Here is a 15,821-nt window from a genome sequence, read left to right on the forward strand (position 1 = left end):
GATGAATGAATTACGACTATATTATTATTGGTGCAGGTTCTGCGGGTAATGTACTGGCAGCGCGTTTAACGGAAGATCCAGAGATCAAAGTCTTGTTGCTGGAAGCGGGTGGTCCGGATCATCGGCTGGATTTTAGAACCCAGATGCCAGCCGCTTTAGCTTATCCCTTGCAGGGACGCCGTTATAACTGGGCCTACCTGACCGACCCCGAACCATATATGAATAACCGTCGGATGGAATGCGGGCGCGGGAAAGGCCTAGGCGGTTCTTCGTTAATTAACGGCATGTGCTACATTCGCGGTAATGCCATGGATCTGGAACAGTGGGCCAGCCTGAAGGGGCTTGAGCACTGGAGCTATGCCCAATGTCTGCCATATTATAAAAAAGCGGAAAGCCGTGATATTGGTGGCAATGATTATCATGGCGATTCTGGACCGGTTTCGGTGGCAACGCCTAAACAGGGCAATAATGAACTGTTTCATGCCATGATCGAAGCGGGTGTACAGGCCGGTTATCCACGTACCGATGATCTGAACGGTTACCAACAGGAAGGCTTCGGTCCTATGGATCGAACTGTGACACCGCAAGGCCGTCGTTCCAGTACAGCACGTGGTTATCTCGATATGGCCAAAGGTCGCGACAACCTGACGATTATTACCCACGCCATGACCAATAGAATTCTGTTTAACCAGAAACAGGCGATAGGTGTAGAGTATTTCGAGGGGCAAAATACCTTGCAGCCGATTCAGGTGTTTGCCGATCGTGAAGTGCTACTTTGTGCTGGTGCAATTGCATCACCGCAAATCCTGCAACGTTCTGGTGTGGGTTCGGCTGAACTGTTAAAAAGTCTGGATATTCCGGTGGTTCAGGATTTGCCAGGCGTGGGTGAAAACCTGCAAGACCATCTGGAAATGTACCTGCAATATAAGTGCAAAAAACCGGTTAGCTTATATCCGGCCTTGAAATGGTATAACCAGCCGATGATTGGGGCAGAATGGTTATTTTTGGGTAAGGGCATTGGTGCTAGTAACCAGTTTGAAGCAGGTGGTTTTATCCGCTCTTCAGATGAATTTGAATGGCCGAATATTCAGTATCACTTTTTACCGATTGCGATTAACTACAATGGCACCAATGCCATTCACGAGCATGGTTTTCAAGCTCATGTTGGCTCAATGCGCTCACCGTCGCGTGGCCGTATTCAGCTTAAATCCAAAGATCCATTCGAGCATCCGAGTATCCTGTTTAATTACATGAGTACGGAACAGGACTGGCGCGAGTTCCGTGATGCGATCCGGATCACCCGGGAAATTATGCAGCAGCCGGCACTTGATCCTTATCGCGGTGAAGAAATCAGTCCAGGTAAAGAGGTACAGACCGATGCCGAGATTGATGAATTTGTGCGTCAGCATGCAGAAACGGCTTATCATCCCTCTTGCAGCTGTAAAATGGGTGAAGATGACATGGCGGTAGTCGATGGTTATGGACGCGTGCATGAAATGCAGAGTCTGCGTGTGATTGATGCCTCGATTATGCCTTTGATTATTACCGGTAACCTCAATGCAACCACCATTATGATGGCTGAAAAACTGGCAGACCATATTCGTGGCAAGCCTGCTCTTGCGCCTTCATCTGCACCTTTCTACAAGGCATCTCCCGCTTAACTCATAGCTTAATTTTCTGTTGCCGAATGCAAACAGGAATAAAGCAAAATTTACTTTACCTCAAGCTTTATAAGGCCGTCACCGGTTTAGGTCTTATTTAGCCTGTGCTTAATACAATTTATATTTTATGAAAATGTTATATAAAGCAGTGCTGTTTGGCTGTGCTGCTGTTTCAAGTCTTTACTGTTATGCCGATGATGCGAAAGTAAAGCAAATAGAAGCAAGCGGAAACTTGAGTGTGGTATCCAAATACGTCTCCCGTGGTTTGACCAATGCACCTGAAAATGACGACATTGCTGTACAGGCTGCATTGAATCTGGCTTATGGCAATTTTTATGTCGGATATTGGGGATCTATGCTTGGATATTCTTATGCAGAAGTGCAGGGACGTCAGGGACATCGTTCAGATAAATTCGAGCATGATTTTCTGGTGGGTTATACCCATAGCAGCAAAAATTATGACTTGGATCTGTGGAATGCAACCTATTATTATCCGGGCGGCAAGCATACTACCGGAAATGAGCTAGGTTTAAATATAAGTCGTGCATTGAATGATCAGACCAGTATTGGCGCCAGTTTATCGACCTATCTGTATGATGTGGCTTATGTCAATCAGGGCGATACTTTTTATACACTTAACCTGAGCCACCAGTTGAATGATCGCCTCAATGCCAGCGTTACGGCAGCAGGGAGCTATTTTAACGATGAAGGCAAATATGAGGGTGGTGAACTGGGCGATACCGAAAAGCAGTTTGCCTTTCGTTATGCTTCTGCCGGACTTAGTTATACGCTTTTACCGCAGTTGAGTGTGTCTGGTGAATATATCTTTGGCGGTTATGACCGTTATGATGACAAGCAGCGTAATCTTGCAGTAGTTGCACTGAGTTATGATTTTTAAAATTATGAAATCATTCAGACTAGGCGGGTGAAAATCTGCCTTATCTGCAACTATTGATTAATAGCATAAGCCATGACTTGAAGTTGATTCATGCTCCGGCAGCTCAGGAAAGGTTGAGGGTTTGGTTTAATCTGCCAGAATTTCAGACAAATATTATCAATTTCATAAAATAATTCTATAATAGCGCCCATTCTCGGCAGCGTTATCCAGACACTTAGTCAAATGGCATAACCTGACCATTTTCTATTTTTCATTCAAGTTCTCCTCCGTGAACCGGCTTGTATATTCAGATTCAGCATCTTATCTGTCCGTGACGGCACATAAGAACATTTAGGTATCCACATGGAAATTAAGGTCAATTATCTCGATAATCTTCGCCAGGAAGCCAAGTTCGATGACTTCACGGTAATCGCCGATCAGCCGATCCGCTATAAAGGCGATGGTTCGGCACCCGGCCCATTCGATTATTTTCTGGCGTCATCGGCACTTTGTGCAGCTTATTTTGTCAAAGTCTATTGCGCAGCACGTGACATTCCGACTGATAATATCCGCCTTTCGCAAAACAATATTGTTGATCCTGAAAACCGCTATAAACAGATTTTTAAAATTCAGGTGGAACTGCCGGCTGATATTTCTGAAAAAGATCGCCAAGGAATTTTACGTTCGATAGACCGTTGTACCGTCAAGAAAGTCATTCAAACCGGTCCTGAATTTGTCATTGAAGAAGTAGAAAGCATTGATGCCGATGCTCAAGCCTTGTTAATGCCGAGTCTGGCTTCTGAAAACAGTACGTTTATTCCAGGTAAAGACCTTCCGCTGGAAGAAACCATTGCCAATATGTCTGCCATTCTGGCAGGCCTTGGCATGAAGATTGAAATTGCGTCTTGGCGTAATATCGTGCCGAATGTGTGGTCGCTACATATCCGTGATGCGCAGTCGCCAATGTGTTTTACCAATGGTAAGGGCTCAACCAAAGAAAGTGCGCTGGCATCTGCTTTGGGTGAATTTATTGAGCGTCTGAACTGTAACTTCTTCTATAATGACCAGTTCTGGGGTGAAGATATTGCCAATGCAGAATTTGTGCATTATCCGGATGAAAAATGGTTCCAGCCAGGTCCGAATGGTGAGCTGCCTGTAGAAGTTTTAGATGAACATACCCGTGAAATTTATGATCCTGAAGATGAGTTATTGGGTACCCATCTTTATGATACCAACTCGGGCAATAAGGCTCGTGGCATCTGTTCATTGCCATTTGTACGTCAGTCTGATGGTGAAACCGTGTATTTCCCATCAAATCTGATTGAAAACTTATACCTGAGCAATGGTATGAGTGCCGGCAATACCTTGGCTGAAGCGCAAGTACAATGTCTTTCTGAAATTTTCGAACGTGCGGTAAAACGCGAAATTCTGGAAGGTGAACTGGCACTACCGGATGTGCCTGAACATGTTCTGGCAAAATATCCAAAAATTGTTGAAGGCATTAAAGGTCTGGAAGAACAGGGCTTTCCGGTTCTGGTCAAAGATGCTTCTTTAGGTGGTCAGTTTCCGGTCATGTGTGTCACCCTGATGAACCCGCGTACCGGCGGTGTATTTGCCTCATTTGGTGCCCATCCTAACTTTGAAGTAGCATTAGAACGCAGTCTGACTGAGTTGTTACAAGGCCGTAGTTTTGAAGGTCTGAATGATCTGCCAAAACCAACCTTTAGCAGCAATGCAGTAACTGAACCGAATAACTTTGTTGAGCATTTTATTGACTCAAGCGGTGTGGTGTCTTGGCGTTTCTTCAGCGCGAAATCAGATTATGATTTTGTCGAGTGGGATTTCACCAATAATGGTCAAAACTCGAATGCGGATGAAGCTCAGGAATTATTCACGATTCTTGAAGACATGGGCCATGAAGTTTATATGGCGGTGTATCAGCATTTAGGGGCAACAGCTTGCCGTATTCTGGTACCGGGCTATTCGGAAATTTATCTTGTAGAAGATCTGGTTTGGGACAATACCAACAAGGCTTTGTTATATCGTGAAGATATCCTGAATCTGCATCGACTGGATGATGAAAAACTGGAAGCACTGGTTGAGCGTCTGGAAGAAGCAGATGAGGATGACTATACCGAGATCAAAACCTTGATCGGTATCGAGTTCGATGAAAATACCGAATGGGGGCAACTAACGATTCTTGAACTGAAACTGCTGATTTATGTAGCTTTGCAGCAATTTGAAGAAGCCAAAGATCTGGTTGAGCAGTTCCTGCAGTTCAATACCAATACTGTTGAACGTGGCCTGTTCTACCAGTGTATGAATGTCGTTCTGGAAGTCATGCTGGATGATGACATGGAACTGGAAGATTATGAACACAACTTCCGTCGTATGTTTGGTGATGAACGTATGGATGCAGTCATGGGTTCAGTTGAAGGCACAGTCCGTTTCTATGGTTTGGCTGAAACCAGTATGAAGCTTGAAGGTCTGGATCGTCATTTACGCCTGATTGACAGCTATAAAAAACTGCATGCAGCGCGTGCCAAGTTTGTGGCTCAGCAATAATCCATAGATAGCTGCATCAAAAAACCGCCTCCAGATAGGCGGTTTTTTTTATTGCTTTAAATATTTAAGATTTACAAATCAGACAAATTCCTGACAAAAAGCTACAGTATTTTGCGCCAATACTGGGCATAAATTAATTCATAAACAGTAATTTACATAATGAATAGTTAAATTACTCACTTTGCTATTCATATTTAAGAAACCGATAAAAGAATCTTAATGATATTTAATGAGGAAGATGAATGTACCTCAAACAGCTGATCGAACAATTAAAAGTAGAATTTAATTCTTCTTCGACTGATCCCGAGCAGCGGATTGATCACGCTTTACATCAGCTGATTCCACACAGTCTGGAGGTGCCATACCCGGGTGAAGGACAGACCTTAAAACGCTGGCAGATCCTGAGTCAGGTTGCTGCCATAGACTTGAGTCTGGCCAAACTATATGAATCGCATCTGGATGTACTGGCGATACTGCATGAACTGCGTGCTGGTCCTGAGCAGATTGTCGGATTGACTGCTATCTGGGCGGCAGAAGGTGGTCCTAAACCTTTACAGCTGGAAGATGATCTGCTTTCCGGAATTAAACCATGGTGTTCAGCCGCGGGTCAGGTACAGCAGGCTTTATTGACCTATCGGGATGAAGAAGAACACTCGCAACTGTTACTGGTAGATATGACCCAGCATGGGATTCAGATCAATACCAGTGCCTGGCATGCTGTAGGGATGCAATATACACGCACGGCTGAGGTCAGCTTCAATCAGGTCAAAATCAAAACCATCAGCAAGCCAAACTATTATCTGGATCGTCATGGATTCTGGCATGGTGCGGCTGGTGTCGCTGCCTGCTGGTTTGGTGCAACGCTCAAACTGGCCGGTTATTTAAAACATGCCATGCATCATAAAACTAATCCATTTAGAGAAATGTATCTGGGTGAGGTCAGTAGCAAGCTGTATGCAACTCGGGCACTATTTTATGAGACTGCAAAATTGATTGATGCTGACCCTAGGCATAATCATGAGCTAATGATCCGAGCTTTACGTGCCCAGGTCGAAGACACTGCACTGGCAGTACTGGAACTTTGTGGTAAAGCCTTAGGTGCAGCACCATATTGTCAGGAGGCGGATTTTGCCCGCTGTGTAGCAGATTTGCCCGTATTTATCCGGCAAAGCCATGCTGCATTTGATTTGCAGTGTATTGGTCAACTGACGATGGAGGATGAACAGACATGGGCACTTTAAAACATCCAATCGTTGAAGACCGTATTATTCAGGGTAAAGGAACAGCGCTAGAAGAATGGCAGCAGAGTCAGCAGCTCCATCATTTAAAAGCGCTTGAACTGAGTAAAATATTTCCCCTAAATAGTCGCATTTGTATTGTTGCTCCACATCCGGATGATGAAGTTCTTGGCTGTGGTGGACTGATTCAGCAGCTGGATGCAGCGGGTTATGAGATTGTTCTGTTTGCAGTCACCAATGGCACAGCCAGTCATCCCGACTCCAGACTATATACACCAGAGCAGCTGGATCATATCCGACCCCAGGAAACAATAAATGCTTTAGGCGTTCTCGATCTGAAACAATCGATACAGCGTATTGCGCTGAATATCCAGGATGGTGAAGTAGCGCAACAACGTGACCAGTTGGTTGCTGCTTTAAAACCGTATTTGCAAGCAAATGATATTCTGGTAACCACTTTTGAACATGATGGCCATCCTGATCATGAGATTACAGGTCAGGTAAGCAAACAGCTTGCAGCAACGCATTCTTTAAAATGTTTACAGGTGCTGATCTGGACCTGGCATTGGGCCAGTCCTGGAGATAGTCGTATTCCTTGGCATAAAGCCCTTAGACTTGAACTCAACGCAAAGCAGTTAGCGCGTAAAATAGAAGCCATGCAATGTTTTAAAAGCCAGCTTGAACCGGACTCCAGTACAGGTAAAGCTGCTATCGTATCGGGCAGCGCATTAGCACGTCTTTTACAGCCATGGGAGGTCTATATTGATGACGAAGGCCATCTATAATCATGACTACTTCGCCGAGCTGTATTGCATAAATAATGGCGATCCCTGGCAGTATGAACAGCGCTGGTATGAGAAGCGAAAACGCGATATGACCTTAGCTGTACTACCTTATCCGAAATTTAAAAATGGTATTGAAATTGGCTGTAGTAATGGGGTACTGAGCGCCGAACTGGCTGAACGATGCGAAGCTTTACTATGTATGGATGCCAATTCGACCGCCATACAGCTAGCGAATCAGCGCCTGATCCATAATCATGTCAAAGTGGTGCAGGGGATTGTGCCACTGGATTTGCCAACACAGCAGTTTGATCTGATTGTTGCCAGCGAAATGCTATATTACCTTGAAGAAAATATTCTGCTGCAACTGATTGAATGGATGAATACGTATCTTAGTCCACAAGGCTGTATTGTGGCTTGCCACTGGCGACATGCGATTGAAGGCTTTAGTCTGAATGGAGAACAGGTTCATCAGATTTTAAAACAGCGATTGCATTATTATTACTACACACAGTTACAGGATGCCGATTTTTTTCTGGATGTCTGGACACATGACATAAATTCGATAGCCGCACAAGAAGGATTGTTATGAAAAAAATTGGTGTTGTCATTCCGGCCTGTAACGAAGAAGAAGAAATCGAACATTGTCTGCAGGCATTGGAACAGGCACGCCAAAAATTTTATCAGGACATGCCTCAAAATCATGGCATACAAATTCAAATTCTTGTCGTGATGGATAGCTGTACTGATGCTACAGCAGAAAAGTTAAACACTTATAATGTTTTAGCTATAAGTTGTAATTATCGTTGTGTAGGAAAAACCCGTGATCTCGGTATACAGCATTTGATCCAACAAGGCTATGACTGGATTTGCTGTACGGATGCAGATTCCAGAGTACATCCAGACTGGTTTAAGACCATGCTGCTGCATCAGCCTACACATGTGATTTGCGGAGTCGTTGAAATTGCGCAATGGGAGCACTTAAGTTTAGCTACCCAAAAAAAATATCTGCACCATTATCAGGATTATATGGGGCATCGGCATATTCATGGTGCTAACCTTTGTTTTAAAGCATCGAGTTATAAGCTTCTTGGTGGCTTCAAACCTATGCCATGTCATGAAGATGTAGATCTGGTTAAACGCGCGGAAAAAATGGGAATGCATATTACCTGGTCTAACCAGTTGAGAGTGGTAACCAGCAGTCGCCTGATTTCACGTGTCCGTGAAGGATTTTCACAATTTTTATGGAGCATTGAACGACAAAATCAGGATAACAAATCCAATACAAAATGCCTGAGAAAAATTATTTGAAAATTTTTGAAACTATATTTTTCAATGAATCATAGGCTTAACAATTTGGCCGATTTTTTTGATTAAAACCTATTCCATTTAAAATAAAACCGCTTATAATTCATCCAAATTAAGCCCTGTGAACTAATACATTTCAAGTATAAGTTCATGGGGTTTTTCTATGGATCAACGGTTTGGGATACCGCACCGAAATTTTTACTGGTTCTTACTATGTACGCTCCGTTATTACCTGCTTCTCTTCGTGCGCTTCCACGTAGTCATTGGCAACGTATTGCCACTGCACTATGTTTTTTCGCTCTGGGTTTTAGTACCGCTGCCTGGGCACCGTTGATTCCACTGGTGCAGCAGCGTCTGAATTTGAGCCATTCGGATTTCGGTGTGCTATTGCTTGCCGCTGGCGTAGGTTCAATGATTGCCATGCCATTGGCAGGTCGTATGGCACATCGTTACGGCTGTCGTTCCGTTATTGCTACGGTACTGGCTGCATTTATTTTGATTCTGCCTGCATTGGCATTTAGCCCGACTAAATTGCTATTGGCAGCCGCTTTATTCTGCTTCGGTGCTAGCGCTGGCGCACTCGGCGTATCGGTTAACCTTCAGGCAATTAAACTGGAAAGTCAACAACGTAAAAGCATGATGTCACTGTTCCATGGCGTATGTAGCCTGGGTGGTTTGGCAGGTGTGTTGGGTATGACCAGTATGCTGGCATTTGGTCTTGCACTGCCTTTGAGTGTACTGGTGATCAGTATGAGCATTTTACTGATCATGGTATTTGCTGTGCCATTCTGTCTAAAAGCAGAAGCTGCATCTGAAGCAACAGAATCTGAAGATACCACCCAGAAAGTTGCCCATAAACCACGTCCAACATTTGCAATTCTTTGCATGGGATTGATCTGTTTTATCGCTTTTCTGTCTGAAGGCGCAGCGATGGACTGGAGTGGAATTTACCTGAATACTCAATTTAAAGTTCAAGCATCTCAAGCTGGTCTAGCTTACAGTTGCTTTGCTGCTTTAATGGTTACAGGACGTTTAAGTGGCCATTTGATTATTCGCTTCTTTGGTGAAAAGAACACGATTCTGTACAGTGCCACTTTGGCAGGTTTGGGTCTTCTGACTGTGGTATTTGCACCAGTGTGGTATGTGGCTTTGATTGGCTATGCGATCCTGGGTCTGGGTAGCGCCAATATAGTTCCGTTGATGTTCTCACGTGCAGGACGTCAAACTGAATTACCAAAACATATTGCTTTATCTTATGTTTCTGTATTTGCTTATACCGGTTCTTTGCTTGGGCCAGCATTGGTGGGATTCGGAAGCGAGATCATAGGTCTAAGCCAGGTATTCTTTATCATTGCAGTTGGCCTGATCAGTATTACTGTACTGAACCAGCTGACTTCTGCTCCAGCAACTGCGGCAGAAGCAGAAAAAACACAAACACCAGCATAAAGCTGGTGTTTTTGTTTAAATCAAAGCAATTTAATGCTGTAAATAAAGATCGTGAGAGGGTGACTTGCTAAGTGGCTGGTAAATATACTGGCTACTTACATGTTTAAGATCTTTTAAGAAACAATCACGCCAATGCACTATGTCATAGTCTATCAGGCCTTGAAATAGCGCCTGATAACGTGCAATACGTTCAGACTTCGGCATTTTCACTGCCAGCTTTAAGGCTTTGATCATGCTGTTGTTATCATGAGGATCGACCAGTAAAGCTTCACGCATCTGTTCAGCAGCACCCGCATATTTGGACAGAATCAAAATGCCCGGATTTTCTGGATCCTGAGCAGCAATATATTCCTTCGCTACCAGATTCATGCCATCACGTACTGAATTGACCCAGCAGATTTCCGACTTGCGATATAAACGCATCAAGGCATGATGGCCTAAAGCATCATAATGACAGTCAAAGACCGGTTGATCTGTATGAGAGAAATCCTGATTCAGCTGATCGACACCTCGTTTTAAATCCCGATACAGATTGGCATAGGTCGGAACTTCCAGTCTGCAAGGACAGGCAATCTGAAACTGGCGTATTTTCGACAACATTTCAGGAGTTTCCTGGAAACATTGACGCAGCGCATCCACCTTCTGTAATAAGCCCTTGCTATAGTCAATTCGGTCTACTGAAATGATATGTTTAACATCAGGTGATGAACTGAAATCAAATGGCAGTTCAGTATCAGTGAGTTGTCCCGCACGACGCTGGATTGCAGTAGGATGTACACTGATCGGATAAGCTTTTACTTCTACCTGACGCTGTCCATTACGCAGAATATTGTTGGTATGTGCAGTTAGAGACAATGTAGTTTTCAGGAAATCATAACAGTTTCTCTGATCCTGCTGCGTTTGCATGCCAAGCAGGTCGTACTGTGCCAGATGCGCTGCAAGATGCTGGCTGCAGGCTAGATCTTTCCACTTTTGTGTCTCTGGAAATGGAATATGCAGGAAGAAACCGATACGATTGCGCATGCCCAACTGACGGCAGTAATGTGCAACACTTAAGAAATGATAGTCATGCACCCAGATCATGTCACCCGGTTCGATAATTTTCTGCAACTGGCGGGCAAACTTAAAATTGACATCCTGATAGATCCGGTAATCCTGATCTGAGTAATCAATATATTGATTCTGGTCATGCATTAGCGGCCATAGTGCACCATTCGCAAAACCGCAGTAAAAACCCTGATATTCAGCTTCAGAGAAACTACAGGTATGATATTCAATCTGCTGATCTTTCAGGACGTCAAAGGAATTCTGCCTATACGCCGTCTTTTTGCCATTCCATCCCATCCAGATGCCGCCTATACCATTTAGGGCATCTTCCAGAGCAACCGCAAGACCACCTGCCTGAGTGGCATTCGGGTTCGGTAATGTTACACGGTTGGATAATACAATGAGTCGGGACACGTTTTTTCTCCTTTCATTTCTTGTTTTAACGCTTTTAGTGATGTTAAAAATTCATGTAAGAAAAAACCGACATCTGCCACGTCGTCTAAACGAGCTTTGGCTGCGCTTTCTCCTGGGCCAACTTTGATTGACATACCTCCATAGTCATTAATGATGTGAAAACCAGCTTCATCCGTTAAATCGTCCCCAATGAAAATGGGGTAAAACTGCTCAGCTTCAAGATCCTCTAAAATATGCTGGATTGCCGCACCTTTATTGCAGCCGTGGGGAACCAGTTCATAGACACATTTGCCGCTTTTTAATTCAAAACTTGATAATTGTTTAAGATAATTATCAATAATGGCTTTTGCCTGATCTGCATATTCAGGATGTTCACGGAAATGCAGGGCAACTGAATGGGTTTTAGTTTCTACCCGGATCGGCTGCCATTTATGCTGCTGCTCAAGTACACTAGATTTGAGTTGTTCAAGTTCTTTGTGATTGATATAAAAAAGTTTTCGACCTATACCGTCTTGCTGTAGCAGCTCTACGCCATGTGATCCGATAATATTCCAGCGATAAGGCTGAATCAGTCGTTGTGCTTGCTCGATAGAACGTCCAGTAACCAGATATAAAGGTAAAAATTGCTGGATTTGTGCAATATTATTTAGGGTAGAAGAGGGGATAAAACTCTGTTCAGGATCTGGATGAAATTCTGAAAGTGTACCGTCAATGTCTAAAAATAAAATACAGGGTAAGGAATTATATTTAGCTCTCCGATCCAGCTTTTTCGCTATCTCGGGATAAATAGAATTTAGAACAGCATTTGTAGTTTTCATTGTTAGGGTGTAATAAATTACAGTCTCTTGATGCATTGATTATTTTTATAACATGTCAAGATCTGTGATCTGCTTATTCCTATAATGAATAATACATTTCACCTATCTACTGTAACGTTGCAATATCTTGTAAAAATGTCTTGAAAATCACATTTCTATAAAATTTTTTCTCAATCAGAAATTTCTAAAATCTATCAAGATATGAATAAGCATAGTTTTGTATAAGAATTTTTATAACAGACAAGGAGCATTGTCAGTTTATAAATGCAGTGTTAAGAAGTGATCTAAAAGGAAAAACAGAGAGAAGGAAATCATTTCGTCAAATCAAACTTAATAAAAACTATGAACATAGATAAAAATGCATGGTTCATTGATCGAGGAATGCATCATCATAATAATTCGGATATAAGCAATGAAGCTCTCAATAAATTTTATGCTTCCATGGCAGCGACGGTCACTGTGGTTGCAGTGACCGTGACCGCGGGTGTGGTCAATAAAACTTTCACCCCCCCTCAGCAAGTCACTTCAGATTTAAGTTACCTAGAACCACAATCTTTTACTGACTCTACAGGCATGACACAACCTGCCATTACATTAAAAAATACTAAATTAGGAACACGACAGTTCGAAAGTCAAGTTCAACGACCATTACTCACAAATTCAGATGCACAATGGAGTAATTACACTCGCGATTATGATTATCCCAATATGGTCACTTTGCCTGTACAGTAGATTAAAATGCGTGATGGTACCAAAATCGCAATTCGTGTTACCTTGCCAGCTGATCAGAATAAACAACCCGATTTTACTAAACCACATCCAGTGATTTTAATCCAGACACTCTACAATACAGGCCTTGCAGGCCAGATTGCGGATATGGCAGGCGGCCCGAATCCTGAGTTTGTAGGCCGTGGTTATGCCACAGTAGCTGCAGATGTACATGGTACCGGTTCTTCAGAAGGGGTATGGCAGGCATTTGATGGCATTAAACAGCAGGACAGTTTTGAAATTATTGACTGGGCTGGCAAACAGTTATGGTCAAATGGCAATATTGGTCTCTATGGTGTTTCTTATCTAGGTATTACCAGTCTGCTGGGGGCATCTACCCAGCATCCGGCATTAAAAGCCGCATTTCCAATGGTATCAATTGGTGATGGTGAGCGTGATATTTTATACAATGGCGGGCAGTTTAATACCAACTTTATCCTATTGTGGATGAGTCGGGTTGGCTTGCTTGGCGCATTACCAGTTGATGCGATTCAAACTGATCCAGTGAATGGTATTACTCTAGGGCTGGATAAAATTCAGAATTTGCTGAAGGCAAAGCCTCACCATCAAACCATTCTTGTTTTCAAAATTAGCTTTTAAAATATAAGTCGGGTTAACTGCTGGGAATGTTAGTAGATATAAATACAAATTGAATAAATATCATCATTGTTATTTAAAGCTGAAAAAAACTAACAGATAAAAATTTTATGCTTTATGATCAGCATATTGAAATTGCTTTATGAAAATTCTGCAGGAAGACATGTTAGAACTTCGTCATTTAAAAACTTTAGTTGCTTTACGAGAACATGGTTCATTGGTCGCCGCTGCAGGAGATTTGTGTCTTACACCTTCAGCCTTATCTCATCAATTGCGTGAAATTGATCAATGGGTTGGCGTAGAAGTCGTAAATCGCCGTAGTCGGCCTGTGAGCTTTTCCAATGTTGGACAGCGATTACTTAAACTGGCAGATGAAATATTGCCTCAGGTACAGATTGCCCAAAGTGATATTACTCGTATTGTCCATGGACAGACGGGACGTATATTTTCTCCTCTGAATGTCATAGCTGCTTTGACTGGCTGATGCCTTTACTCAATCAGTATCGCATCCAATATCCAGATGTAGATTTAGACTTTGCTTCAGGCTTTGAAGCCAATCCGCATGAGCTTTTACAAACTGGTGAGTTTGACTTGCTGATTACCGCCGATCCGATCGCATTAAAAGGGATAGAGTATTTTCCGATTTTTGAATATGAATCACGTTTGGTACTTTCCAATACTCATCCACTGGTACGTGCCAAAGAGATTAGCGTACAGCAACTGGCAGAAGAAACACTGGTGACTTACCCAGTGGATAAACATCGCCTAGACATCATGTCACGCCTGTTTATTCCAGCCAATATCTTGCCAAAACAGATCCGGACGACTGATTTAACCCAGATGTTGATTCAGCTGGTGGCAAGTGGACGCGGAATTGCAGCATTACCGGACTGGGTGGTGAATGAATATGAACAGAAAGGCTGGGTAAGCTCCCGCCGTCTGGATTGCGTCGCACCTGAAGGATTACGCCGTACTTTATTTGCAGGCTATCGCACTGAAGAAAAACAGAAAGATTATTTTGAAGGGTTCCTGAAGCAGTTAGAACGGTTCTCCAAGAAAAGAGAGGCATATTATGATTAACGCTTGTTATTATTTTTTAAACATAGGTAATGCAAGAAAGACTCTGATCCACTGTTCAAACTGAAAGCTGGAAAATAATCCAGCCAAAACCAGAGCCTTTCATTTCAACTCAAGCCGCAAATAAAGGACTGAATCCATGCTTACGCAGCAATTTCCGGTACATGCTGGAACTGCGATCTGCCGGGAAATGTGCTTCTAAAGACAAGTCCAAAGGCAGATATTCAGGTTTCTGGTTTTCGACGATTAACCGGTCTTCTTACAAAAATTTTCAGGTTAAAGTCATAAGCATCTTCAACTGGCAGGTCTTTGTCATAATTCCGGCAGATGGGTGCAAACAGCCGCGTAGTACGTGCTGTCATAGGCGAAGCTGCATTCATAATGACCTGTTTGGCATCATGGGGAAAATGAATGGTCAAGGTCGCGGTAAAGGGTACACTGATTTCAAAATGGCGTAGCCATTTAAAGTCTTTTGCACCGCGCTGATCCAGCCCGATCGGATAGCGTCCAACGGTACTGATATAGTCAGCAGCAAAACCATCATCGGTTTCATAGGTTTGATAATCGGGTACTTCTGAATTATCCGGATCGCCAAAAGTATCTGGATGTACCCAGGCAAAATGTGCGACATCAATAAAACCTTCTAGCTGCCGACCGGCAAAACACTGAATATCAACTTTCGGGCAAACCAGTTGCTGGTAATCTGCTTCGTCCCAATAAGGCATTTGCGGAATATTTGCCTCAGCCTGTTTATCTGCCAGCAGTGAGCACCAGATCAGACCATATTTTTCTACGGCGGCATAGGTTTTTAGATTGAAACGCTCAGAGATTTTTTGCTGCGGATGGGCCGGGATACGATTACATTTTCCACCTGATCCAAAGCGTAGACCGTGATAAGGACAAACCACACCTTGTCCATCATTTTTTCCCAGACTTAAAGCAACCCCTCGATGTGGACAGGTATCTCGCGCCACAATAATTTCATCCCCCATTTTATAAATTACCAAGGGCATATCCAGCAACATGGTCCCGATTGGCTGTTCAGAGACTTCGCGTGCCAAGGCTACCGGATACCAGTATTGCGCTAACAGATGCCAGTCATGTTCTGAAAATGTCATATGAACAGGTAAGTCAGGCTGATGCGTGAGGATGGTTTTACTATTCATGATTGCCTCAAATCGGTGATATTCGATTGAATATAGATCAACAGCCCATTCACCGAA

General features: G+C 43.2%; 12 protein-coding genes and 2 pseudogenes. 11 read left to right on the forward strand and 3 right to left on the reverse strand.

Translation table 11 applies throughout. From position 1 onward, the window contains the following. The first annotated feature begins 5 nt into the window (after window positions 1-5). The 8 genes from betA to HADU_RS03275 all read left to right on the forward strand — a co-directional run bounded on the left by betA (window position 6) and on the right by HADU_RS03275 (window position 9,877). Complete coding sequence (gene betA, locus HADU_RS03240; RefSeq protein WP_008303525.1) at window positions 6-1,661, forward strand: choline dehydrogenase; 1,656 nt, start codon at window positions 6-8, stop codon at window positions 1,659-1,661. 127 nt (window positions 1,662-1,788) lie between these two features. Continuing rightward, complete coding sequence (locus HADU_RS03245) at window positions 1,789-2,559, forward strand: hypothetical protein (RefSeq protein ID WP_008303526.1); 771 nt, start codon at window positions 1,789-1,791, stop codon at window positions 2,557-2,559. A gap of 342 nt (window positions 2,560-2,901) precedes the next feature. Next, window positions 2,902-5,103, forward strand: a complete 2,202-nt coding sequence (locus tag HADU_RS03250; protein WP_004809371.1) for an OsmC domain/YcaO domain-containing protein — start codon at window positions 2,902-2,904, stop codon at window positions 5,101-5,103. Window positions 5,104-5,345: 242 nt separating this feature from the next. After that, window positions 5,346-6,344 (forward strand): acyl-CoA dehydrogenase, encoded by a 999-nt coding sequence (locus tag HADU_RS03255; RefSeq protein ID WP_008303528.1) that lies wholly within the window; start codon window positions 5,346-5,348, stop codon window positions 6,342-6,344. Next, entirely contained in the window at window positions 6,332-7,126 is a 795-nt protein-coding gene (locus HADU_RS03260; RefSeq protein ID WP_008303530.1) for a PIG-L deacetylase family protein, read from the forward strand. The genes HADU_RS03255 and HADU_RS03260 overlap by 13 nt, the downstream gene beginning before the upstream one ends. Continuing rightward, window positions 7,107-7,715 carry a class I SAM-dependent DNA methyltransferase gene (locus HADU_RS03265; protein ID WP_008303532.1) on the forward strand — a complete coding sequence of 203 codons (609 nt, stop codon included), beginning with the start codon at window positions 7,107-7,109 and terminating at the stop codon, window positions 7,713-7,715. Before HADU_RS03260 ends, HADU_RS03265 begins: the two co-directional genes overlap by 20 nt. Continuing rightward, a complete protein-coding gene (locus tag HADU_RS03270; RefSeq protein ID WP_008303533.1) occupies window positions 7,712-8,434 on the forward strand; it encodes a glycosyltransferase in 723 nt (240 codons plus the stop codon). The genes HADU_RS03265 and HADU_RS03270 overlap by 4 nt, the downstream gene beginning before the upstream one ends. A gap of 210 nt (window positions 8,435-8,644) precedes the next feature. After that, the gene (locus tag HADU_RS03275; RefSeq protein ID WP_008303537.1) at window positions 8,645-9,877 is read left to right on the forward strand and encodes an MFS transporter; all 1,233 of its coding nucleotides are present in this window, start codon (window positions 8,645-8,647) and stop codon (window positions 9,875-9,877) included. Between the two features lie 30 nt (window positions 9,878-9,907). Here HADU_RS03275 and HADU_RS03280 read toward each other — a convergent pair whose 3' ends face one another. Next, window positions 9,908-11,338: a trehalose-6-phosphate synthase gene (locus HADU_RS03280; protein ID WP_008303539.1), complete on the reverse strand. Its 1,431-nt coding sequence runs from the start codon at window positions 11,336-11,338 to the stop codon at window positions 9,908-9,910. Continuing rightward, a complete protein-coding gene (otsB, locus tag HADU_RS03285) occupies window positions 11,305-12,156 on the reverse strand; it encodes a trehalose-phosphatase (protein ID WP_227499324.1) in 852 nt (283 codons plus the stop codon). The genes HADU_RS03280 and otsB overlap by 34 nt, the downstream gene beginning before the upstream one ends. 381 nt (window positions 12,157-12,537) lie before the next feature. On the opposite strand from otsB, the gene HADU_RS15790 reads away from it, so the two are divergent. The 3 genes and pseudogenes from HADU_RS15790 to HADU_RS03300 all read left to right on the forward strand — a co-directional run bounded on the left by HADU_RS15790 (window position 12,538) and on the right by HADU_RS03300 (window position 14,601). Continuing rightward, window positions 12,538-12,888 (forward strand): hypothetical protein, encoded by a 351-nt coding sequence (locus tag HADU_RS15790; RefSeq protein ID WP_227499325.1) that lies wholly within the window; start codon window positions 12,538-12,540, stop codon window positions 12,886-12,888. A 6-nt stretch (window positions 12,889-12,894) separates the two neighbouring features. After that, window positions 12,895-13,524, forward strand: a complete 630-nt coding sequence (locus tag HADU_RS03295) for a CocE/NonD family hydrolase (RefSeq protein WP_008303545.1) — start codon at window positions 12,895-12,897, stop codon at window positions 13,522-13,524. Window positions 13,525-13,684: 160 nt separating this feature from the next. Continuing rightward, a pseudogene (locus HADU_RS03300) lies at window positions 13,685-14,601 on the forward strand (LysR family transcriptional regulator). A gap of 109 nt (window positions 14,602-14,710) precedes the next feature. Here the strand turns inward: HADU_RS03300 and HADU_RS03305 are convergent. Continuing rightward, a pseudogene (locus tag HADU_RS03305) lies at window positions 14,711-15,764 on the reverse strand (Rieske 2Fe-2S domain-containing protein). Between the last annotated feature and the right edge of the window lie 57 nt (window positions 15,765-15,821).

It is taken from the genome of Acinetobacter sp. HA, from assembly GCF_000264725.1.
Taxonomy (GTDB): domain Bacteria; phylum Pseudomonadota; class Gammaproteobacteria; order Pseudomonadales; family Moraxellaceae; genus Acinetobacter; species Acinetobacter schindleri.